Source organism: Vibrio rumoiensis, assembly GCF_002218045.2.
In the GTDB taxonomy this organism is placed as follows: domain Bacteria; phylum Pseudomonadota; class Gammaproteobacteria; order Enterobacterales; family Vibrionaceae; genus Vibrio; species Vibrio rumoiensis.
On the sequence record NZ_AP018685.1, the window covers coordinates 2,202,103 to 2,225,559 of the forward strand.

General features: G+C 41.2%; 23 protein-coding genes and 1 pseudogene. 7 read left to right on the forward strand and 17 right to left on the reverse strand.

The features are described from left to right. Positions 1–21 precede the first annotated feature (21 nt). Positions 22–537 (reverse strand): RNA pyrophosphohydrolase, encoded by a 516-nt coding sequence (gene rppH, locus VRUMOI_RS10095; protein WP_089138933.1) that lies wholly within the window; start codon positions 535–537, stop codon positions 22–24. Positions 538–1,145: 608 nt separating this feature from the next. Here rppH and mutH point away from each other — a divergent pair. Beyond that, complete coding sequence (gene mutH, locus VRUMOI_RS10100; protein WP_089138934.1) at positions 1,146–1,829, forward strand: DNA mismatch repair endonuclease MutH; 684 nt, start codon at positions 1,146–1,148, stop codon at positions 1,827–1,829. 2 nt (positions 1,830–1,831) lie between these two features. Here the strand turns inward: mutH and VRUMOI_RS10105 are convergent, their stop codons facing one another. Beyond that, a complete protein-coding gene (locus tag VRUMOI_RS10105) occupies positions 1,832–2,140 on the reverse strand; it encodes a DUF6482 family protein (protein ID WP_089138935.1) in 309 nt (102 codons plus the stop codon). Positions 2,141–2,319: 179 nt separating this feature from the next. Between VRUMOI_RS10105 and VRUMOI_RS10110 the strand changes: the two genes are divergently transcribed. Then, positions 2,320–3,354 carry an NADP(H)-dependent aldo-keto reductase gene (locus VRUMOI_RS10110; protein WP_089138936.1) on the forward strand — a complete coding sequence of 345 codons (1,035 nt, stop codon included), beginning with the start codon at positions 2,320–2,322 and terminating at the stop codon, positions 3,352–3,354. 88 nt (positions 3,355–3,442) lie between these two features. Here VRUMOI_RS10110 and VRUMOI_RS10115 read toward each other — a convergent pair whose 3' ends face one another. From VRUMOI_RS10115 to xerD, 10 genes and pseudogenes are all read right to left on the reverse strand, one after another. After that, positions 3,443–3,694 (reverse strand): DUF1127 domain-containing protein, encoded by a 252-nt coding sequence (locus VRUMOI_RS10115; protein ID WP_089138937.1) that lies wholly within the window; start codon positions 3,692–3,694, stop codon positions 3,443–3,445. 467 nt (positions 3,695–4,161) lie between these two features. Further along, a pseudogene (locus VRUMOI_RS10120) lies at positions 4,162–4,410 on the reverse strand (helix-turn-helix domain-containing protein); the annotation flags it as partial. 36 nt (positions 4,411–4,446) lie between these two features. Next, positions 4,447–5,394 (reverse strand): IS30 family transposase, encoded by a 948-nt coding sequence (locus tag VRUMOI_RS10125; RefSeq protein WP_110410612.1) that lies wholly within the window; start codon positions 5,392–5,394, stop codon positions 4,447–4,449. Between the two features lie 62 nt (positions 5,395–5,456). Then, entirely contained in the window at positions 5,457–6,584 is a 1,128-nt protein-coding gene (locus VRUMOI_RS10130) for a sigma-54-dependent transcriptional regulator (protein WP_089139151.1), read from the reverse strand. A gap of 205 nt (positions 6,585–6,789) precedes the next feature. Next, complete coding sequence (gene lysS, locus VRUMOI_RS10135; RefSeq protein ID WP_089139152.1) at positions 6,790–8,313, reverse strand: lysine--tRNA ligase; 1,524 nt, start codon at positions 8,311–8,313, stop codon at positions 6,790–6,792. 73 nt (positions 8,314–8,386) lie between these two features. Then, a protein-coding gene (gene prfB, locus VRUMOI_RS10140; protein ID WP_107922915.1) for a peptide chain release factor 2 occupies positions 8,387–9,485 on the reverse strand; the annotation gives its coding sequence in 2 pieces (ribosomal slippage) (positions 8,387–9,409 and positions 9,411–9,485; 1,098 coding nt in all). A 136-nt stretch (positions 9,486–9,621) separates the two neighbouring features. After that, positions 9,622–11,391: a single-stranded-DNA-specific exonuclease RecJ gene (recJ, locus tag VRUMOI_RS10145; protein ID WP_089139153.1), complete on the reverse strand. Its 1,770-nt coding sequence runs from the start codon at positions 11,389–11,391 to the stop codon at positions 9,622–9,624. A gap of 7 nt (positions 11,392–11,398) precedes the next feature. After that, positions 11,399–11,737 (reverse strand): N(4)-acetylcytidine aminohydrolase, encoded by a 339-nt coding sequence (gene yqfB / locus VRUMOI_RS10150; protein ID WP_089139182.1) that lies wholly within the window; start codon positions 11,735–11,737, stop codon positions 11,399–11,401. Positions 11,738–11,748: 11 nt separating this feature from the next. After that, positions 11,749–12,459 carry a bifunctional protein-disulfide isomerase/oxidoreductase DsbC gene (dsbC, locus tag VRUMOI_RS10155; RefSeq protein WP_089139183.1) on the reverse strand — a complete coding sequence of 237 codons (711 nt, stop codon included), beginning with the start codon at positions 12,457–12,459 and terminating at the stop codon, positions 11,749–11,751. 124 nt (positions 12,460–12,583) lie between these two features. Then, complete coding sequence (gene xerD, locus VRUMOI_RS10160) at positions 12,584–13,480, reverse strand: site-specific tyrosine recombinase XerD (RefSeq protein WP_089139154.1); 897 nt, start codon at positions 13,478–13,480, stop codon at positions 12,584–12,586. 151 nt (positions 13,481–13,631) lie between these two features. Here xerD and fldB point away from each other — a divergent pair, with 151 nt between their 5' ends. Continuing rightward, complete coding sequence (gene fldB, locus VRUMOI_RS10165; protein WP_089139155.1) at positions 13,632–14,150, forward strand: flavodoxin FldB; 519 nt, start codon at positions 13,632–13,634, stop codon at positions 14,148–14,150. An 85-nt stretch (positions 14,151–14,235) separates the two neighbouring features. On the opposite strand, the gene brnQ is transcribed toward fldB, so the two are convergent. Next, a complete protein-coding gene (brnQ, locus tag VRUMOI_RS10170; RefSeq protein ID WP_089139156.1) occupies positions 14,236–15,564 on the reverse strand; it encodes a branched-chain amino acid transport system II carrier protein in 1,329 nt (442 codons plus the stop codon). 291 nt (positions 15,565–15,855) lie between these two features. Between brnQ and VRUMOI_RS10175 the strand changes: the two genes are divergently transcribed. Together VRUMOI_RS10175 and srmB are read left to right on the forward strand one after the other, a co-directional pair. Beyond that, positions 15,856–16,563 carry a tRNA1(Val) (adenine(37)-N6)-methyltransferase gene (locus tag VRUMOI_RS10175; RefSeq protein ID WP_089139157.1) on the forward strand — a complete coding sequence of 236 codons (708 nt, stop codon included), beginning with the start codon at positions 15,856–15,858 and terminating at the stop codon, positions 16,561–16,563. Positions 16,564–16,686: 123 nt separating this feature from the next. Continuing rightward, on the forward strand, positions 16,687–17,910 hold the full coding sequence (srmB, locus tag VRUMOI_RS10180) for an ATP-dependent RNA helicase SrmB (protein WP_089139158.1): 1,224 nt from the start codon (positions 16,687–16,689) through the stop codon (positions 17,908–17,910). A gap of 92 nt (positions 17,911–18,002) precedes the next feature. Here srmB and yaaA read toward each other — a convergent pair whose 3' ends face one another. Further along, positions 18,003–18,776, reverse strand: coding sequence for a peroxide stress protein YaaA (yaaA, locus tag VRUMOI_RS10185; RefSeq protein ID WP_089139159.1), 774 nt, complete (start codon positions 18,774–18,776; stop codon positions 18,003–18,005). Positions 18,777–18,873: 97 nt separating this feature from the next. Next, positions 18,874–20,301: an alanine/glycine:cation symporter family protein gene (locus tag VRUMOI_RS10190; RefSeq protein WP_089139184.1), complete on the reverse strand. Its 1,428-nt coding sequence runs from the start codon at positions 20,299–20,301 to the stop codon at positions 18,874–18,876. 714 nt (positions 20,302–21,015) lie between these two features. Between VRUMOI_RS10190 and VRUMOI_RS10195 the strand changes: the two genes are divergently transcribed. Continuing rightward, a complete protein-coding gene (locus VRUMOI_RS10195; RefSeq protein WP_089139160.1) occupies positions 21,016–21,201 on the forward strand; it encodes a DUF3545 family protein in 186 nt (61 codons plus the stop codon). A gap of 106 nt (positions 21,202–21,307) precedes the next feature. On the opposite strand, the gene VRUMOI_RS10200 is transcribed toward VRUMOI_RS10195, so the two are convergent. Both VRUMOI_RS10200 and ung read right to left on the reverse strand, forming a co-directional pair. Next, entirely contained in the window at positions 21,308–21,844 is a 537-nt protein-coding gene (locus VRUMOI_RS10200; protein ID WP_089139161.1) for a hemerythrin domain-containing protein, read from the reverse strand. A 118-nt stretch (positions 21,845–21,962) separates the two neighbouring features. Next, positions 21,963–22,658: a uracil-DNA glycosylase gene (gene ung / locus VRUMOI_RS10205; RefSeq protein ID WP_089139162.1), complete on the reverse strand. Its 696-nt coding sequence runs from the start codon at positions 22,656–22,658 to the stop codon at positions 21,963–21,965. A gap of 335 nt (positions 22,659–22,993) precedes the next feature. Between ung and grcA the strand changes: the two genes are divergently transcribed. Continuing rightward, positions 22,994–23,371 carry an autonomous glycyl radical cofactor GrcA gene (grcA, locus tag VRUMOI_RS10210; RefSeq protein ID WP_089139163.1) on the forward strand — a complete coding sequence of 126 codons (378 nt, stop codon included), beginning with the start codon at positions 22,994–22,996 and terminating at the stop codon, positions 23,369–23,371. The last annotated feature ends 86 nt before the right edge of the window (positions 23,372–23,457 follow it).

Genomic DNA, 23,457 nt, shown 5'->3' on the forward strand with positions numbered 1-23,457 from the left:
CAGCTGTTAACTGGATAAGGCTTATCGACGCACTTTTCTTTTACCTTTGATTTTGGGCTCTCTAAAAGGCATGGCGATCGAAGCAAACTCTTTCATTGCTCGTCGGTATACATCTCTTTTAAAAGAAACCACTTGTCTGACTGGGTACCAAAAGCTAACCCAACGCCAACCATCAAATTCAGGGGTTCGACCACGGTTCATATTGATGTTTGATTCATCACATTCTAAACGCAGTAAAAACCATTTCTGTTTTTGGCCAATACACACAGGCTTGGAATCCCATCGAACCAGACGTTTGGGTAATTTATATTTTAACCAATGACGACTGACTCCGATAATTTTCACATCTTGTTTCGTTAGCCCAACCTCTTCGTATAATTCACGAAATAGCGCTTGCTCCGGAGTTTCTCCGTCATCAATACCGCCTTGTGGAAATTGCCAAGAGTGCTGTCCGTATCGCTTTGCCCAGAATACCTGACCATGGTTGTTACATATTACAATTCCCACATTTAAGCGGTAACCATCGCCATCAATCACGGCTAACCTCTAATATAAATCTCTGTTACTAGTGATTTTTTCACATATCCACAAAAGGGGCAAATTTCAAGTGCACTATATCGCGTTTTTTATTACCTAACGCCCACTTTTATAATAAAAATAGCTCAAAGAATAAGTTATCAACACAAATCTTTGCTTAAAGGGGGATTTATTCACTATTTCTGTGAATAAATGTGTGAAGAAAATGAGAAAAGGAATAAATGGGTGAGTAAGTACACAGAGACAACTGTCGATCTTTTATACCAAAAACAAATAAAAACAATCTAAAACAATTAGATAACGATAAAAGTTCAAATTTCAAACACCCAAAGGATCCTTAGGATCTTTTGTAAACACAGATCGGTTAAAGATCCACCACGCTTGATATTATCCACACCAGATCAGCTAAAAGCGCTCAAAAACCCCTCAGACATGTTCTTTTATTACGGTTGATGTGAATAAAATGATCGCAAGTACTTTTATTTTACTCTGTCGTAACAAAACCTGTGGATAACTCACTTCTGGGCTAAAATTAAATAGATGTGACTAAGATCCAAATTAAAAATAATGTACTATAGGACACTTATTTTTTAATCAGATCATTCGTTATGCCACAACCTCCAAAGACAGAACAAGAATTGATGCAACGAGCAGAATGGATCGTTGGTCGCTCTTTTGCGTCTTTAGCCTCTGAAGCCGGTGTTTCAGTTCCAGAAAATCTCAAACGAGAAAAAGGCTGGACTGGACAGTTGATTGAATGGCATTTAGGCGCAGAATCGGGCAGCAAAGCACAACCCGACTTTGAGCATTTAGGCATTGAACTCAAAACGATCCCGATTGGGTTTAGTGGTAAACCTTTAGAGACCACATTTGTTAGCGTTGCCCCACTCACGGGTGTTGATGGACTGACTTGGCAAAATAGCCATGTAAAGCATAAACTCGCCAAAGTACTGTGGATCCCAGTTGAAGGTGAACGTGAGATCCCTCTAGCGCAACGCCGAGTTGGTCGACCTATCTTGTGGTCTCCAAATGAAAAAGAAGAACAGCAACTAAAACAAGACTGGGAGGAGTTGATGGAGTTTATTGTGCTAGGCAAAGTAGAACAAATCACAGCTAAGCATGGTGAAGTAATGCAACTCAGACCGAAAGCCGCCAATAGTAAAGTCTTGACCGAAGCGTATAGTGCAAATGGGCAACCAATTAAAACCCTACCACGAGGCTTTTATTTACGCACTCAGTTCACTGCAAATATTCTATTGCATCATTTACAAAAAGACTCTCAGCAAAAATAACCTCAAGAAGCGAGATGCAACTCTATATCTTGAAATAAGTCTAGCCCTTCAACGCCAAACTCATCATAAGCGTTATGTAAACGCAAATAAGCGCTCGATAAGCCTAACTTTTTCAGCTCCTCTTTTACCGATTCTAAAGAATTAAAATAAGCCAGCTGATCTTTAATCATTATAGGCTCAAGTCGATGTTTATATTCCACTGCCAGTGAATAGTGTGAAAGATCCGCACAACTGACCACAAACACTTTAGGGAGCTCACACTCTTCCTTCTTATTCGCTTGCAGCCAATGAGTTAATTGCTGTTTTTTCATCGTCTCCTCCCACCACCACACATTCAACACGACAAATGGTGATCATCTCTATGATCCAGTCTAGAACAAAAAATCATCCCTAGCTAACAGGCTTACCACTAAAGCTTTTTTGCGATATATTGAACAATCACGCTATACATTCAAATATTGCTCTCTCAACGATCAGCCAAGGATGTGCAATGAAATATCATAAGATCCCGCATTCAACTTTAGAAATTAGCAAAATAGCTTTAGGAACAATGACCTATGGTGAACAGAACTCCCAGATAGAGGCTTTTAATCAACTCGACTACTCACTCGAACGCGGTGTCAATTTCATTGATACCGCTGAAATGTATCCAGTCCCACCGAAGCCTGAAACTCAAGGATCCACCGAAGAATATATTGGTAATTGGCTAGAAAAATCAGGAAAACGAGAAAAAATCATCTTAGCGACTAAAGTGGCAGGCCCAGGTCGTATGTCTCATATTCGTGAAAATATGAGTTTAGATCGCCGTAATATCCATATGGCAATGAACAGTAGTTTGCAGCGTTTAAAAACGGATTATGTCGACCTATATCAAATACATTGGCCACAACGTACTACCAACTGTTTCGGCCAACTCAACTACCCTCACTTAGATGAGCAACAAGAAGTCAGCTTAATTGAAACATTAGAAGCTTTAGCGGAATTGGTTAAAGCAGGAAAAACTCGTTACATCGGTGTATCAAATGAAACGCCGTGGGGTGTAATGACGTTACTGCGTTTGGCTGAAAAGCATGATTTACCAAGAATTGTTTCTATCCAGAATCCATACAATTTACTCAACCGAAGTTTTGAAGTTGGGTTATCCGAAATTAGCCATCATGAAGGGGTTGAGTTACTTGCCTATTCACCTTTGGCATTTGGGACCTTAAGCGGTAAATACCTCAATGGAGCTCGCCCAGCAGATGCTCGCTGCACCTTATTCGAACGATTTGTTCGCTACTTTACACCACAAGGTGAAGCCGCAACCCAGGCTTACATTGATATTGCCAATAAACATGATATTGACCCAGTACAAATGGCATTAGCTTTTGTAAACCAACGGCCATTTGTCGCGTCTAACATTATCGGTGCGACAACAATGGAGCAGCTAAAAGCAAATATTGATAGCATCGACACTCAGCTATCTGATGAGTTATTACAGGATCTTTATCAAGTTGGCGTTCAATTTCCAAATCCTTGCCCATAAGATATCGACGCTGAATTCAAAAAATGAAAAAGGGAAATGATCACTCATTTCCCTTTTTAGCTGGTACTCAAAAAGTACCAGCGGTCGATTATGGACTCAGTCGAGCCTGAAATATTCGACGCATAAGAGTAATACGGCGTTGAACTTTATAAGTTGCCGCTTGTGGCTCACCAAGAGGACGGCCTGTTTTATCTAAGCCTATATCTCGTAGTAAGTGCTCGCTATGAAACGGAATCTCATATTGAGCGCGACGTACTTTACGCAGCCAAGCGTTTTCTTCTCGTTTTAAATCCGCTTTAATTAATAATGTAGCAAGTTGAATATAGATAGAATGACGCATAATTTTCTCCAAACAATGAATGGGGAAAATAGCAGCTCAGCAGGGAATAAAGACAATGATCCTAATGGCTGCTTACTTTCCGCAGCCAAAAGGTTACGGAATAATTAGTTAATTCGTTTATCAGATCGCATGCTAAGAGCCATCGATATAACTCGATGAGCGTTACAAAAACACGCGAAATGGGTAACATTCGGTTTAGCACATGCAAAAATGTCAGAGTATAAATGCTTCATCATGTGCCTCCTAAGTAACTAATTAATCCAGTTGAAATATAAAGTGAAATTCAATTCACGATTAAATTTTAACCACCTCAGCCAATTGTTCAAGCTTTTATTGCGCAACAAAATAAAAACAATTTATTAACCTATTTATATATCAAAAACCAGTCAAACATCGCTCAAAAAACCACCAGCAAGACTATCATTCGATATTATTGATTACAGTGACATTTTTGAATCTAACGTATTCTATTCTGAAATTATTTTATGCTTACCAAGCAATCGATACATCGTCGCCCTTGAAATTTTCAATTCTTTGGCTGCAAGAGATACTTGGCCATCATGTAATTCTAATATTTTTATTAATGCTTCTTTTTCTGAGTCTTCTCTAATCATTTTTAACGAGCGTGTGTTTTGAATTTGAGTCGGTAAATCAAAATGTTCTAATTCGATGACTAACCCATCGCACACTAATACGGCTCTTTTAACTTGGTTAAGCCCGAATTCAACTGCGAAGTGCGACACTCTCCAATATCAAGCAGCCAATGCCATTTCTTTAAAGACAATCGCTGGTTGCTTGAAGTCTAAACACTTTTTCGGGCGATAATTTATCCGTGATACAGCGAATTCAATATCGCTGTCTGTTACCGTTGTTAAGTCGGTTCCTTTCTTCACATATTGCCTTAAAAGCCCGTTAGCATTCTCATTGGCTCCACGCTCCCAAGAGCTATAAGGATGGGCAAAGTACACATCAGCCTCCAACGCCTTTGCGATGGTTTCGTGGCCTGCAAACTCTCTCCCATTATCTGCCGTGATGGTATGGACATGTTCCTTATAAGGCATGAGTAGCTCTATGGTGGCTTGGGTGACATCATCTGCTGACTTCGATGGCACTTTCTTGACCACGTAAAATCGAGTTTTACGCTCTAAAATGGTCACCATAGCACCAGTGCCATGTTTACCTAATACGGTGTCGATTTCCCAATCACCCAATCGCTCCTTACTGTCAACGATGCTTGGCCTATCATCGATAGAAACAGCATTCTTGATCGCTGGCGCTTTCTCTTTTCTACCGCGACGATACCGCTTGTGACCTTGCCTCAAGTGGCGATATAACTTGCCTCCCAAGCGTTTATCCTGCGCAACAAATCGGTAGATCCACTCATGACTGACAGCGGCACCGACTCTATTTAATACACTGGAAATCTGCTCTGGACTCCAATCTGCTTCTAGAAGGAGGCGGATAAAATCAACACGCTCCTTTGGTATTCTGTATTTACGCGCTGATGTGCGTTTTTTGATTGAGAATGCCTGAGCTTCGCTTGGGCAATAATGACTGCCTTTGCGGCCGCGTTTAAGCTCCCGATATACCGTAGAGCGATGGCACTGAACGGTTTTGGCTATTTCAGAAACCGAAATTCCCCGTTCCAAAAGAGCAGAAATCTGGTATCTTCTGCCCTCGGTCAACTGCTGATAATTCATGGTAGTACTGCTTGTTTCTTTGGAGAGAAGAGCGTACCACTTTCAGCAGTTGGCTTCCTCTTCTACACCTTTCCATGAATGTCGCACTTATTATCTGAAATCGGGAGTAACTCTCTCACATTTCCAGGCCAATGATAGTGCGTCAGAGCTTTAATCGCTTGGGAGGAAATGCTACGAGCTTGAGTATTGTATTCACGACTAAATTGTTGGACATAATAATGAGCAATACTCGCCACATCTCCACATCGCTCTTTCAGAGGCGTAACGTGTACTTTTAATATTTTCAATAAGTAAAACAGCTCAGAAGAAAACTCCTTTTCTTGTACTGTCTGCTCAAGATCGTTGTATGTCGAAACGATGATTCTGGTATCAATCGTTCTCTCACCTAACTCGGTTAATACAACGGGATGATTGATAAAATTAAGAAGATGATTTTGCTGACTTTTTGGTAACGCCGTGATGTCTTTTATCAATAAAGTGCCGCCATGGGCTTCTTCAAGTTTACTTTGAAAACCGGGGGGTTGTGTCTCTCTTTCAAATCCAAACACTTCCCGTTCAAAGCGTTTTTCAGACAGAGCACTACAACTCACCACAACAAATGGTTCCTTACTTCTAGAGGAGGAATCATGAATTGATTTCGCCACCAACCTTTTACCAACGCCTCTTTCTCCTGAAATAATAATATTGGCATCGGTATTAGCAATACGCTTAATTTGTTCTCGTAAGCGTTTAGTTGGTAAAGAATTACCGATCAAACAATCTTGGTTGTCACTAAGATTATCAGGCCATACTTTCTTTTCGAGTTTGAGCATCCCCAATTGATGACCGATGCTACTCAATAATAATTTTTCTGGCATCGGAGAGGTAAAGAAGTCGATGCAAAAGTTCACGATGAACTGGCAAATCGAGTCTTGATTCAGCTGACGGTCTTTAATATAAGCCATCCAGCGGACATGTTTATTATTGGTAACGAGGTAAGCAATCGCACTTAAACTGAAGTCATCGTTGGTAAGATCAATCAAACCAATACAGGGGCCAATTCGCTCTATCATTGCTTGACCAAGTCTTAAATCACCACACCGTTCCACTTTCCAACCGGATAGTGCGACTTTTTCATACCAACTATCGCCCCTACCACCAATAACTAAAAGTGAACCTGGTATTGAATCCATTCGGAAATAATTTTCCATATCATATCCTTTCGATTACTTTTCCATCATTACTTAGGGCCATAATACACAGAACGCCATAATTAAGGCTATGAAAGCTATTCCTATATTTGAGACATGCGATTTATTTAATAAAAATAGATGCTTATATCTAGTTTTGCGAATTTTAAACAAAAAAAACCCACCAATGAGATGGTGGGCTCTATTGTTATAACGAGAATTTATATTATTGTTGAGGACGCATTGCTGGGAACAAAATCACATCACGAATAGTATGAGTATTGGTAAATAACATCGCCAGACGATCGATACCAATACCTTGGCCTGCTGTTGGTGGTAAGCCGTGCTCAAGCGCGGTAATGTAATCGGCATCGTAGAACATGGCTTCGTCATCACCGGCATCTTTCGCTTCTACTTGCGCTTTAAAACGCGCATCTTGATCTTCGGCATCATTCAGCTCAGAGAAACCATTCGCCACTTCACGACCGCCGATGAAAAATTCAAAACGGTCAGTAAAGAACGGGTTTGAATCACTACGACGAGCCAGTGGCGAAATATCGGCTGGGTAGCCAGTAATGAACGTTGGTTGAATCAATTGAGGTTCAGCGGTTTCGCCAAAGATCTCTTCGAGCAGCTGACCACAAGTCCAGAAACTTTCTACTTCAACATGAACCGATTTCGCGATCTTAACCATAAAGTCACGATCTTTAACCGTCTCTTCATTTAAATTAGCAATATCAGCATGGTCTGGATTGTATTGTTTGATCGCATCGATCATGCTCATGCGGGCATATTTTCCGCCAAACTCAACACGCTCTTCGCCATACGGCATTGATGTTTCGCCCAGAACTTCAACCGCAACGGAGCTTAGCATCTCTTCGGTAAGATCCATGAGATCATTGTAATCTGCATACGCCATGTAGAATTCCATCATGGTGAATTCTGGGTTATGGCGAGGTGATAAACCTTCGTTACGGAAGTTACGGTTCACTTCAAATACGCGATCAAAACCACCGACAACCAAACGCTTCAAATAAAGCTCAGGTGCAACACGTAGGTACATGTCGATGTCTAATGCGTTGTGGTGTGTGATAAATGGACGTGCCGTTGCACCACCAGGGATCACATGCATCATTGGCGTTTCCACTTCTAAGAAGCCTTTTTTCGCCATGAAATTACGAATCGCCATAACAAGCTTAGAGCGAATAATGAAAGCAGTACGTGAATCTTCGTTGACAATCAGATCAACGTAACGCTGACGGTAACGCATTTCTTGGTCTGTTAGACCGTGGAATTTTTCTGGAAGTGGACGCAGTGCTTTAGTGAGCAACTCGTAAGATTCCATGTTCACGTAAAGATCGCCTTTACCAGACTTATGCAATGCCCCTTTCACACCGATGATGTCACCGATATCCAGACCTTGGTATTTCTCTTTTAATTCTTTTTGTACATCTTTAGCGGCATACGCTTGAATACGGCCAGATGTTTCTTGAATCACTAAGAATGGACCACGTTTCGCCATCACACGACCCGCGATAGCAACAACATGATTAAGCTCTTCTAATTCTTCTTTCGATTTTTCACCAAATTCCGCTTGTAGATCTGCCGCTAAATGCTCACGACGAAAATCGTTTGGGTGGCCGTTCGCTTTACAACTTTGACGGATATGATCCAGTTTTGAACGACGCTCAGCGATCAGTTTATTTTCTTCTGCTACATCGATTTGGTTTTGGCTGTTTGATTCAGTCATCATGTGCCCTTATAAATAAATTAGTTATCTTCTTTAAGAAGAGGAATTCTGTGTGCTTTCCTGATGAACGAGCTTATAGCCCAGACTTCAAGCTAGCTTCAATAAACTTATCGAGATCGCCATCTAATACTGCTTGAGTATTGCGGTTTTCCACACCGGTGCGGAGATCTTTAATACGCGAATCATCTAATACGTAAGAGCGAATTTGACTGCCCCAACCGATATCTGATTTAGAATCTTCATTCGCTTGTTTCTCGGCATTTTGCTTTTGCAATTCAAACTCAAACAATTTTGCACGTAACTGCTTCATCGCTTGATCTTTATTTTTATGCTGAGAACGATCGTTTTGACATTGCACCACAATATTGGTTGGTACGTGGGTAATACGTACCGCAGATTCCGTGGTGTTTACGTGCTGACCACCTGCACCGGATGCGCGGTATACATCAATACGTAAATCCGATGGATTAATATCAATTTCGATATTGTCATCAATCTCAGGGTAGATAAATGCCGATGCAAATGAGGTATGACGACGGCCGCCTGAATCAAATGGCGATTTACGAACCAAGCGGTGTACACCTGTTTCGGTACGCAGCCATCCATAAGCGTATTCACCAGAAATACGGACTGTCGCGCCTTTAAGGCCAGCAACATCGCCTTCTGATACTTCAATCACTTCCGTCTTGAACCCTTTTGCTTCCGCCCAACGTAAATACATGCGCAGCATCATCGAAGTCCAATCTTGCGCTTCTGTACCACCAGAGCCAGATTGCAAATCGATATAACAATCAGAAGCATCGTGATCACCGGAGAACATACGACGGAATTCAAGCTTTTCTAATTTCGCTTCAAGCTCCGCAAGTTCTGGTTCAATCTCATCAAAGGTTTCTTGATCTTGCTCTTCAACTGCAAGCTCTAATAGACCCTCAACATCATCACAACCTTGATCTAATTGATCAATGGTTTCGACCACGGCTTCTAATGCAGAACGTTCTTTACCTAACGCTTGAGCGCGTTCAGGTTCGTTCCATACATCAGGTTGTTCAAGTTCGGCATTAACTTCTTCTAGACGCTCTTTCTTAGCATCGTAGTCAAAGATACCCCCTCAGAACATTCGTGCGCTCGGCAACGTCCTGAAGGCGGTTTTTAATAGGATTGATTTCAAACATGTTGGCTTATCACTTACTTTAAGAAATTGGCTATTTCTGTGCGTATATATCTATAGGCATATTGGCGCGAAATTCTACATAAATTAAGCCCGAATATACAGGAATTTTATGATAATAAGGCTATCTTACTTTAACTTTATTTGGCTTCTAAATGCTCGACCATCAATTGCAATGATTGATTACCACGAAATTCATTAATATCGAGCTTATACGCTAAATGCACGGTTTTTACAGAGGCATCCGGCCAGCGACGTAAATCGACGTTAAACGCGATTGCATCGATCATAATTCCAGTTGGGTGTCCTTTAAATAGAGGCTCTAACATCATTTTGAGATGCTTTTCACCCACCAGCTTTTGATGCAGTAATTTGAATTCACCATCAAACATAGGCTCAGGAAACGCTTGTCCCCAAGGACCACCTGCGCGAAGTTCTTCCGCAGTATGCATCGAGAACTCTTCTGGCTTTAATTCCCCATCCGATAAAATCACGCCCTCTAGCGCCGACTCATCGAGCTCTTCACGCACCGCTAAATCAAACAAGCGAGAAAATTGTTCAAACTTATCTTGATAGATAGTCAAACCGGCCGCCATCGCATGGCCACCAAATTTAACAATGATCCCAGGGTTTTGGGTATCGATCTTATCTAAAACATCGCGCATGTGGAGTCCTGGAATCGAACGACATGAACCTTTTAACGAAGGTGCTCCATTCGACAACTCACCACCATCGGCAAATGCGATCACTGGACGATGAAATTCATCTTTAATCCGTGAAGCTAAAATCCCTATCACCCCTTGATGCCAATCGGCTTGGAACAAGGTTAACCCATACGGTAAATTGGATTTATCTTCGAGGCCACCTTTCGCGTTCAATAAGCGTTCACAAAATGCCATCGCTTCTTGCTTCATGCCTTGCTCAATTTCGCGGCGCATGTGGTTTAAACCATCCAGTTCACTGGCCATGCGACGCGCGGCATGGATATTGTTGCTTAAGAGCAGCTCTACCCCAAAGGACATATCTTCAAGACGTCCAGCCGCGTTAATTCTTGGGCCTAGCGCAAAACCAAAATCCGCGGCCACTAATCGTTTTGCATCACGCTTAGCCACTTCAATCAAAGCTTGAATGCCCGGCCTTGCTTTCCCAGCTCGGATTCGTTGTAGTCCTTGATGAACTAAAATTCGGTTATTTTCATCCAAGGGTACGACATCAGCAACCGTTCCTAATGCCACTAAGTCGAGCAGTTCAGCTAAATTGGGCTCTGGGATATTGTTGTGAGCAAACCAGTGTTGGCTTCGCATTTCGGCGCGTAGTGCCAGCATTAAGTAGAATGCCACTCCGACACCGGCTAATGCTTTAGAAGGGAAAGCACACTGCTGTAGATTAGGATTGACCATGGCATCGGCATTCGGCAGTTGGTGGCCGGGTAAATGGTGGTCAGTCACGATAACCGTTAACCCCTGTTCTTTGGCGAAACGCACACCATCTATCGACGATACGCCATTATCGACCGTCATGATGACTTGCGCGCCACGTTCTATCGCCTGCTCAACCACTTCTGGACTGAGGCCGTAACCATCTTCAAAGCGGTTAGGTACCAAGTAATCCACATTATTACTGCCCAGCATGCGAATCGCGAGCACTGAAAGCGCGGAACTGGTTGCCCCATCCGCATCAAAGTCACCAACCACGATAATACGTTGTTGCTGTTTAATGGCGTCAAATAACAGTGACACCGCTAATTCAATACCATGTAATGCTTGATATGAATGTAATCCTTTGGCGCCCTTTTCTAATTGCGTAACATCTTGAATTTGTCTATTAATATAAATACGACGTAGTAACGGTGAAATTGATTCAGGCAAGATAGAAAGATCAACATCAGGGCGGCGAGTAATGGTAGTCATAATTCTCTTAATCTGTCGTGTTTGGTTTCTCTGAATAAAGCTGATAATCAATCACAAACAACTGCTCTAAACCGGGATAAATGTCTTGGATAACGCCTTTCAATTGCGGCAATGTCATATTCTCTTGTTCAGCATGAAATTCCGTTAATTGTGATAGCAATACCGGTGTTACGGACAAGATTTTAAGTTGGCAAAATTGTCGCCCTTGTTCTAAGGTCGAAACGGTCACGATACTACCGGGAACATAGTAACTTTCCGCTTCATCACGAATAGTAATGGTCTTCTTACCCGAAAGAATATCGGCTTCAAAGCGGGCAAAAAATGTCATTTCAGTTGGTTTAAAAATAGACTTCGTCATTATAGATTTTCCGCCTCAAGCGATTCGAGTAAGTCGCCTGCAGGTAAGTAACCGCCAACAATACGACCATTAGATAATAAGATCGCTGGTGTACCACTAATCCCGAGTTGAGCGCCGAAGGCATATTGCTCTGAAATCATCTTCTGGCATTTAGGCAAATTTTGACTATCAAAGTCAAAACGACGATTGAGCTTCACATCATCTAACGCTTTTTTGCGATCATCGGCGCACCATACCTTGGCCATCGCCTGTGCTACTTCGCCCGTCGGACCTTGACGAGGATAAGCCATATAACGAACTGTGATACCTAGGTCGTTATATTTTTGTATTTCTTTATGCAGTTTCACACAATAACCACAGGTAATATCAGTAAATACCGTCACGACATATTTTTGATCTTTCGCTTTATAAACGATCATGTCATTGGCAAACTTTTCGACTTGCTTAGCATACTTTTTCGCGAGTAAATCGCTAAAGTTACCTTGTTTATCTAGGCTGTACATTTTTCCTTGAATAAAAAAATCACCGGTTGCACTAGAAAAAAAGATACCTTGGTTAGTGGTCACTTCATATAGTCCGTTAATCGGGGAAGTCGCAACATCGGTCACCTTAATACCAAGATTCACAAAACGAGCACTAATTTCAACTTGATTAGCCCCACTTGCTGTCACTTCCGTTGCCGCGTGGCCCGGTAAACTCAATAACATCATAAAGAAACTGGATAATGACAAGGCAAGCGTCCATCGAGAACGTACTGGCTTAAATAACCTTGACTCAAATAAAGAAACGAAACGCATAAAACACCTTAAATTCACAGATAAAATAATGCCTTTATTAGGCTCTCGGATGATGCTCTTGATGGATTTGTTTTAATCTTTCTGTTGCCACATGAGTATAAATTTGTGTGGTCGATAAGTCACTATGCCCAAGCAGCATTTGCACGACCCGAAGATCCGCACCATGATTCAATAGATGTGTAGCAAATGCATGGCGTAACACATGAGGTGATAACGCTTCAGAATCAATGCCAGCATGTTGAGCATAGAATTTAATGCGGTGCCAAAACGTTTGACGCGTCATTTGTCGAGCACGTTTACTGGGAAAAACCACATCCGAGCTCTTCTCCCCCAATAATGCTGGGCGACCTTGCTCTAGATAGATTTCAATCCACTCAATCGCATTTTCACCCATCGGCACCAGGCGCTCTTTGCCACCTTTGCCCATCACGCGTACGACCCCTTGTCGTAAACTCATATTTTCCATTGTCAAGCTCACCAATTCAGTGACACGCAACCCCGTTGCATAGAGCAACTCTAACATCGCTTTATCACGTAATTCTAATGGGTCTTCCACTATCGGCGCTTCCAGCAAAGCTTCAATTTGCTCTTCCGATAAATCTTTAGGTAATCGCTTAGGCAGTTTAGGCGCAATCAATAATGCACTAGGATCATCACTACGTAATTTTTCACGCGTTAAATATTGAAATAAACGACGAATAGCAGAAAGCATACGAGCACGTGACGTCTGTTTAAAGTCTTTTTCTAATAACCACGCTTGATACGCTTGAAGATCAAAACTGGTCACATTAATTAACGACAGGGATCTTCCCTGTAGCCAAGTGACCAATTTTTCTAAATCGTGACGATAAGATTGCAAAGTATTTTCAGATAAACCACGCTCCATCCATGCTGCATCTAAGAAACGTTCAACCAGAGCTAATTCAGATTGCATAGCCTTCACACCTTCACCTTTTCAGCATTAAAACCTTGCTGAGAGTACGGTAGCTCATAAACAATTACCACTAATTTCCCTGAAAGCATGTAAAGCTTCGTCTATTACCGTTAGAATTAATCACAAATTAATCAAACGATCAAAACAGCATATGAAGATTGGTTTATTCTACGGTTCAAGCACCTGTTACACCGAAATGGCTTCGGAAAAAATCCGTGCAATTATTGGCGAAGATCTGGTCGATATCTACAATATCAAAGATACCCCAGTCTCAACACTTCAAGAGTACGACTTCCTTATTTTAGGAATTTCCACTTGGGATTTTGGTGAGATACAAGAAGATTGGAGCGCGGTATGGCAGCAACTCGATGGGCTATCTCTAAACGGCAAGTACGTAGCATTATTCGGTCTAGGCGATCAAGAAGGCTATGGCGAATGGTTTCTCGATGCGATGGGAATGCTACACGACGAGTTAATACCAACGGGAGTTAACTTTCTAGGGTATTGGCCAAATAAGGGCTATCAATTCGAACAATCGAAAGCCCTTACCGACGATAAAAGCCACTTTGTCGGTTTGGCATTAGATGAAGATTCCCAATATGAACTCAGTGATGAACGTATTGAACAATGGTGTGAGCAAATTTTAGTCGAATACCATGACAGCTTATAGCCCTGTGACCTCCTCAAAATAAAAAAGGCTTAGTGAGCAATTCACTAAGCCTTTTTATCGAATGATCTCTTAAATCAAACTGACATTACGCCATGTCTTCGCTTAACTCACCAACTTCATTATCTTGTTGCTGGCACTTTGGGATAAACATCATCACAACAATCGTTGCCAATGTGGGTAGCATCCAAGCCATACCATAATCAAATAATGGTAAGAAATTGAGTGCTGACATATCAATATTCATCGCTTTTGCAGCATCAATCAAAGCAAAGATTAGTGATAAGCACACAACAATGCGGTAGGCCAAAGCACGGTTTGGTAAACGTGAACGAACCAATGTTAATAATACTATCGCAATCGCCACTGGATACAGCGCAAATAGCACCGGTACAGACAATGCAATCAGTTGAGTCAAACCAACATTTGCTACTAATGCACACACACTGCCAACGACGACAACCCATGCTTTATAGCTAACAGGAGTTAATGAGCTAAAGTAATCAGCACAGGCAGAAATCAAGCCAATTGACGTCGTTAAACAAGCCAGCAATACAATAGTGGTAAGAACAAGCTGGCCTTCAGTACCAAATAATGCTTGCACGTACACACTTAAAATCGCGCCACCGTTATCCAAACCGGCCGCAATACTGTTACTGGTCGCGCCAAGGTAGAATAATGAGATATATACTAGCGCCAAACCACCCGCAGCAATAAAGGCTGCGTAGGTAACATAACGAGTCACCGCACGTTTCTCTGTAATCTTCTTGCTACGTAACGCTTCAATAATCAAGGTGCCGAACATCAAAGAAGCAAACGTATCCATAGTGTTATAACCATCTAGAAAACCAGTACTAAACGGTTGAGAGGCATAATTCGCTTGAGCCGCAATAATATCACCTTGAGGATCAATGAAGACCATGACGGATAGCACTACTAGTCCAAGAAAAAGTACCGGGGTTAACACCTTACCTATTACATCTAATAATTTGCCTTGAGACCAAGCAAACATCATTGCTACCGCAAAAAATAGAATAGAAAAGACAGTCAAATGCAGTTGCGAAGGATCAGTGATAAATGGTTTTAATCCCATTTCATACGCCACAAGGCCTGTACGAGGCGCAGCAAATGCGGGTCCGATAATGATAAAGAATAAAACAGCAACGATTGTCGCCGCTTTTTTAGGCAAATCTTGGGTCAATTTATCCCAGCCGCCACCAACGATGGCAATCGCAATAATACCGAGTAAAGGTAAGCCAACAGCAGTACTAAGAAAGCCCAACATTGTAGGAAGAACTGCTTCACCAGCCAATTGACCAGCTAAAGGTGGAAAAATAATATTCCCTGCGCCTAAAAAGAACGCAAACAGCATAAAGCCTAATGCCCAAATATCGGTTATTTTTAACTTTTGGTCCAAAATAAACCCTTAATATATTAATAATGAATTGCATTTCAGAGGAAAACAAACAAAGCTCCCCCCAAATAATAAGACGCAGATAATGAACAAATTAGACGCAACACGCAAGCGAACAACAATAAAACACTACAAAATTGTAGGACTAAAACACAAAAGCAGTCATTACCACCAATAAAAAAATAAAAACAAGAATTTATAACTTAACAAATTAAAAACAAAAACATTACAAATTAGTATAAAAAACTAAAAGTAGAACAATAACCAGACACTTAAACTAAAAACATATAAACGATGAATAAAACTAAAGACTTTCATTTAAAACAATTTTCAATCCATGGCGGCCATTCAGGTATGGCGGTCAGTACAGACGGAATTTTATTGGGTGCTTGGGCAAAAGTTTCTGATCATAGTTCGATCTTAGATATCGGTACCGGTACAGGATTACTGTCACTCATGTGCGCACAACGGACTCAAGCGAGCTTAATCACCGCGATTGATATTGATGAAGAGGCGATAAAAGCCGCGCAATATAATGTCGATAGTAGCCCTTGGAGCCAAAGAATTCGGGTTATCAAGACGGCGGCCCAGCAGTTAGACCCAAAGCAGCGATTTGAGCATATTATTTGCAACCCGCCCTATTTCAATTCGGGTGTAACTTCTCGCTGGCAATCCAGAGCAACGGCACGACATACACACACTTTGCCGCACGATGAATTACTGATCGCTTGTGCCCGCTTACTGTCGCCAAGCGGTAGTGCTAGCTTTATCTTGCCAAAAGAGGAAGGAGAGCAGTTTATTCATATTGCCTTAATCCAAGGTTGGTATCTTGAGCATCTATGTCAGGTCAATACCACAAAACACAAAGCAAGCTATCGACTCTTATTCACTTTAATCCGCGATAAAATAACATGTCAGCACAGCCAACTGACGATCCATCAAGAAACGGGTTACAGTGATGAATTTATTCAGCTCACTCGGGATTTTTATCTCAAAATGTAATGCGGGTAATAAAAGCAGAGATCTCTCGCTGAAATTAGGATCTTGCAGTTACTTGGGTGTATAATGCGCGACCGTTTTAATAACCCCTGAACCTAAAGCCGTATAGCTTGTTGGAGATATAACGTGATCAGAACGTTTGCTGAACTCGATTTAGACCAAAACCTTATTGAAGCCATTGAAGAAATGGGCTTTGAGCGCCCGACTCAAATTCAGGCGGATGCCATTCCACAAGCGCTTGATGGCAAGGATGTCTTAGCGTCAGCTCCTACTGGTACAGGGAAAACCGCTGCATTTGCTCTTCCAGCGCTACAGTATTTACAAGATTTCCCACGTAAAAAAGCCGGCCCGGCTCGTGTGTTAATCCTGACGCCAACTCGTGAATTAGCAATGCAAGTGGCCGATCAAACTCGTGCACTGGCTAAAAATACTAACTTAAATATCTTCACCATTACCGGTGGTGTGATGTATCAAGAACACGCAGATATCCTAAGTACTACTCAAGATATCGTGGTTGCCACACCTGGTCGCTTAATGGAATACATTGAAGCGGAACGTTTTGATTGCCGCGCTATTGAATGGTTAATCTTAGATGAAGCCGATCGTATGCTCGATATGGGTTTTGGGCCTGTTGTTGACCGCCTATCGGCAGAATGTCGCTGGCGTAAACAAACACTGCTTTTCTCTGCAACATTAGAAGGCCGTGGTGTTGAGGGTTTCACAGAAGATCTTTTAAAGAACCCAGTAAAACTAGAAGCGGATCCTTCGCGTCGTGAACGTAAAAAAATCACACAATGGTATCACCGCGCTGATCACGCAGAGCACAAACTGGCTTTACTGAAAAGTATCCTTACAGAGCAAGCGGAACGCAGCATTATCTTCGTCAAAACTCGTGAGCGTCTTGCGGAGCTGCGTGGTCAATTAGAAAGCGCTCAAATCGTGTGTTCATGGATTCAAGGTGAAATGCCACAAGATCGTCGTAATAACGCGATTCAACGCTTCCGTGATGGTGAAGTGAATGTGCTAATTGCTACCGATGTCGCAGCGCGTGGTATCGACTTACCGGATGTGAGCCATGTGATTAACTACGACATGCCGAGAACGGCAGACGTTTATTTACACCGTATCGGCCGAACGGCGCGTGCTGGTAAAAAAGGCAATGCGATTTCTTTAATTGAAGCTCATGACCAACCGATGATTGATCGCGTAATGCGCTATACTCAAGATGAAATTAAAGAGCGCTACATTAAAGACTTACGTCCTCAAAGCAAAAAAGCGACCTTCAAAAAGAAGAAAAAGAAATCGCCTATTGCGAAAAAGAAAACAGCAGTCAAAAAGAAGAAAAAGTAATACTGATTACTTAATTACACTTATATTCAATTAAAAAGGAGCGAATTATCGCTCCTTTTTTACATTTTAGATAACCGTAAAATGATTAAGATTTACTGCTCTTCGCGCTTAAACACCAACTCAGTTCCCGTCGATTCAGCAGCCACAAAGTAGTATCCAGCAGTATCAAAAGCTTTCAATGCATCCAAATCTTCCACTTTATTTTCGATGATATAACGCGCCATCATACCTCGTGCTTTCTTGGCGTAAAAACTGATCACCTTATACGTGCCATTTTTGCAGTCTTTAAATACTGGAGTAATGATTTTACCTTTCACACCTTTAGGCTTCACCGCTTTAAAATACTCATTAGAAGCCAAGTTAATTAACCAGTCATCGCCTTGTGCTTGTAAGGCCTCATTGACCTTATCAGTGATGATATCCCCCCAGAACTGATACAAATTATTACCACGAGGATTGGTTAGCCTTGTCCCCATTTCTAAGCGGTATGGCTGCATCAGATCAAGCGGTTTTAATAAACCATATAAACCAGACAGCATTCTTAAATGAGACTGCGCATAGTCAATATCGGCCTCAGAAAGACTCGTCGCATCAAGCCCGGTATACACATCGCCTTTAAACGCAAACAGTGCCTGACGTGCATTATCAAAACTAAATTCAGGACTCCATTGAGCAAAGCGAGCCACATTAAGCCCAGCAATTTTATCACTGACTTTCATCAAACTCGCAACATCCGCTGGCGTAAGCTGACGGCATACTTCAATTAATTCAGCAGAGTGGTCAGTTAAATCTGGTTGAGTGTGCTTTTGGGTCGGAAGTGAAGATTCATAATCGAGTGTTTTTGCAGGAGAAACCAATATCAGCATATTCAATCCATTCATCTGAGTAAGTGTTTGCTCATTATAACAAAAAAGCCACGCATCGCTGTATGGCTTTTCCTATTAGTGGGATAAGTCAAAGTTATTATTTCGACTCTTTGCCCCATACGCCTTCTTCAATTTGAGAATGCAGTTCAGGGAAATCTTTAGCATCAAATGTCGGTAATTTACCTTCATCCAATTGCTTGTTGTAGTCTTTGGCTAGCTTAATCACAATACCAGACAACAAGATGATAGCCACTAAGTTAACAATCGCCATCAAGCCCATTGAAGCATCCGCTAACGACCAAACCGTTGGCAGTGTCGCAAGTGAGCCAAACATCACCATGCCAAGTACAATCACACGGAAGATGTTTTTAGCATAACGAGACTTCTTAAAGATAAACAAGATATTGCCTTCTGCATAAGAGTAGTTAGCAATGATCGATGTAAATGCAAAGAAGAAAATCGCAATTGCCACGAAGGTTTTACCCCATTCGCCAACTTGAGAGCTCAATGCATTTTGCGTCAAGATGATACCAGTCACTTCACCGTGCGGAACATACTCACCAGATAAAAGAATAATTGATACTGTTGCAGTACAAATCACAATCGTATCAACAAACACACCTAACATTTGCACGTAACCTTGCGATGCAGGGTGTGGTGGATACGGAGTTGCCGCAGCAGCTGCATTGGGTGCAGAGCCCATACCGGCTTCGTTCGAGAACAAGCCACGAGCTACACCTGTCTTAATCGCATTCATAATGGCGTAACCTACACCACCAGCCGCTGCTTCTTGCAAACCGAACGCACTCTTGAAAATAAGCGCAAGTGCACCCGGTACTTTATCAAGATTCATGGCAATCACAATCACAGCTAAGATTAAGTAGAAGATAGCCATAATTGGCACAAGGATTTCTGCAGTACGAGCGATCTTACGAATACCACCGAAAATAACAAAGCCTGAAAGCACAACCAGAATCCCACCGACCATTGCTTTATTCCAAGCAAAAGCAGTGTGCATTGCATCAGCAATCGAGTTTGATTGAACCGCGTTAAATACCAAGCCAAAAGCAATGATAAGGAAGATTGAGAATAGGATCCCCATCCAGCGCATACCTAAGCCTTTTTCCATATAGTAAGCCGGACCACCAATGTAGTTACCATCAGAACCTTTGGTTTTGTATAACTGAGCAAGAGTACTTTCTGCAAATGCCGTTGCCATGCCAACCATGGCAATCAACCACATCCAGAAAATAGCACCAGGACCACCAACGGTTAACGCTACCGCTACACCCGCCATATTACCCGTACCAACACGAGCTGCGAGACTAGTACAAAAAGCTTGGAAAGAAGAAATACCAGATGCATCCGCTTTACGGCTATTTTTTAGCACTGAAAACATATGCGTAAAGTGGCGAAACTGAATAAGGCCTAGACGTACCGTAAAGTAAATACCTACGCCAACCAGTAAGTAGACCAGAATCGATCCCCAAAGAAGATCGTTTAATAAAGCTATTAGATCCGTCACGCAAACCTCACCTAAATTAATGATTAATTTACCCTCACCATGAGAGTGAGCTCCCTCAACACTCAAGTCATTTGAGTGCCTACCTTATCTCGTTATCGATTGTTTCTTTTATTATGTTTTAAGAGAAAAAGGCGTATCAAAATGCAATTTTAATACTTAAAATCAGTACTAGATTGATCATGACCGGCAGGATAATGCAGCCCTACGCCTCAAAAATCAATATGAAATTTAATTCATAGTTATGCATTATTACACTAGAAGATAGTAAGTTTTCGGTATATTTAAGCTATTTATTAACATTTAAAGCAAACTTTTGACTATTGGATTTAAGAAATAAAATCTCAAACTTGAGCAATTGTTAAAAACTCGTAAACAATAAACAAGCAAGTACCTACAAGGTCTGCACTCTAACCACTGATCCCATATTATTTGATCCGAAAATCTTGAAGCTAACCCAAAAGTCAGAAAAAACACCAGCGCAACATTTGCTACATAAAAGCAACATTTGTCTTTCAAAATCTTGGATTTCCACTCCATAAAATATTTATCAAACGGTTATTTTTTACTCAAAAAAACCATAAAGCAAGCAGAAGAATGACACAAAAGATTCACCTTTTAGAAACAAATGAGAAATACATCAAAGTTAACCTCTTTAAATCTGTGGTATCAATAAAGTCCTGAATAGGATTCAGTATTAATAGAGAGGGATAACATATGCAAAGCTTCCAATTAGAAGACATCATGGCAATGGAACCTAACCCTTATCGCGCGCACAAAACCAAGCCAACCAAAAGGAAATGGCGAGAGATTGAAGCGATTCAAGATAGACGCCAACTACAGAAGGAATTGAAAGAACTGGATTACTTTGGCGAATACAAATTAGAAGATATTGATATTTAACCTTAACACTCAAACTTTCAGTATATCGGAACCATTTACATATAAAGCAGACACATTTACAAAGTGTCTGCTTTATTATTGCTCATAAATGAGAATGAGAGACTCATCACTCCGCTTTCATATATTCAGAAAGGCGTTGGTATTCTTTATCAATACTTTGGCCAAATAGAGGGTCATTATCTTCATCCCCCCACAAAGCCTCAACTTGCTCCCAATCCTGCTGAGTAAAATGTCGCTTTAGAAGAGGTAGAATTTCTCGTTCTTCAAAATCAAGATGTTTTTTCTGTTGATGTATAAACTCGCCTAGGTGTTCACGAAAAACATCATGGGGCACAACAGCATCTTGTAATACCATTTCCAACAGGCTAGCGAACTCTTGGGTAACCTCAGATAAACATTGATGTTCATATGCTAAATTAGCAATACTCTGATTTTCGCCATAGTGTTCAAGAAAATAGTGATATATAAGATCTTCTTTTGGGTGGTGAGCCTGCTCTGAATGTCTATGTAAGTAAGTAACAATATCATTAATAATCAAATAATTAATTGATTTATCTTGCTTTAACAAATTGAGCTTCTGATCCAAAATGACCAACAATCGCACCATGTAACTGTGCTCACGGCTTATAATATCTCCTAGCATGGCTCCCTCCTATACAAGTTTAGATATTCCAATATAGGTAACATCCTTCCCTGCACTATTGTCCATGGTCAAATATTACTCTATTAGTATAGTTCATCGTCTATTTCTGTGAACAAACTCAAATCAATTCAAACTGTTCACTTTGATTAGAGCAAACTGAAGACCAATTGATCTTATCTTTACCTTGTTGAACTAAAAGGGAATTTGCTTGAGAAAAGTGCTGGCAACCAAAGAAGCCGCGGTGAGCGGAAAGCGGTGAAGGATGAGGGGATGTGAGAATGTGATGTTTAGCGGAATCAATAGAAGCGCCTTTCTTTTGTGCATGCGCACCCCACAGTAAAAACACTAATCCAGTATGCTTTCGATTGAGTTCTTCGATCACATGAGCGGTGAACGTTTCCCAACCTGATGTTGCATGAGAGTGAGCCTTTCCTTGCTCGACCGTCAATACGGTATTCAATAGCAATACTCCTTGCTCAGCCCAAGACACCAGGTTGCCATGACTAGGAATAGAGAAACCATCAATATCTTGTGCCAATTCTTTATACATATTCGCTAACGATGGCGGTGTTTTAATCCCCGGTTGAACAGAAAAAGCCAAACCATGTGCTTGATTCGGTCCATGATAAGGGTCTTGTCCCAGTATCACGACTTTCACGTTATCAAATGGAGTGTGCTCAAATGCCGAAAAGATTAAATTATCATCTGGATATATGTTTTTATTTTGCGCTCGTTCATTCGCAACAAAGCTTTCAAGTTGCTTAAAGTAGCTTTGCTGTTTTTCACTTTTGATCAAATCAGTCCATGTTGACATCTTTTAGCCTCTTTCCATTGATTCGGTTTATTGACTTATTGTATCGCGAGGGGGGATAGATTCGAACCAAAAGCACACAGTTATTTTCGTAGTAAATTAACGACAAATAAAGCCATAAAATTTTGTTGATGGATTAAAATAACTTTATAAAGCCTTATTTCTTTTACTTTTGTTGATTTATAACAAGAAATCACACCAATAATGAAAACTAATTTTAATGTTTCATTGATTTAAATCAATATTAATTATGTGGTTATTGAGTATATAATGGCGCCATCGACTCGTTCGAAAACAACACCATATTAAATTCCACTCAGGTGGCAAAGGAGATAGACATGATCCAAGGTATCCAAATTACTAAAGCAGCAAACGATGACTTACTTAACTCTATCTGGTTACTAGACAGCGAAAAAAATGAAGCACGTTGTGTTGCTGCAGAAGCCGGTTTTGAAGCGGATCAAGTTGTTGCTGCTGATTCTCTAGGTGACATCGAGTACCGTGAAGTAAAAATCGAAACTGCACCTCGCATTGAAGGTGGTCAACACCTAAACGTAAACGTTCTTTCTCGTGAAACACTAGAAGATGCTGTTGCGCACCCAGAAAACTACCCACAGCTAACTATCCGTGTTTCTGGCTACGCAGTACGTTTTAACTCACTAACGGCAGAGCAACAACGCGACGTTATCGCTCGTACATTTACAGAGTCTATGTAATAACGATTTTCGGGTTTACGTTTCTCGTAACTCGAAATTCATATAAATAAAAAAGCTCAAAAGAATTTAACCTCTTTTGAGCTTTT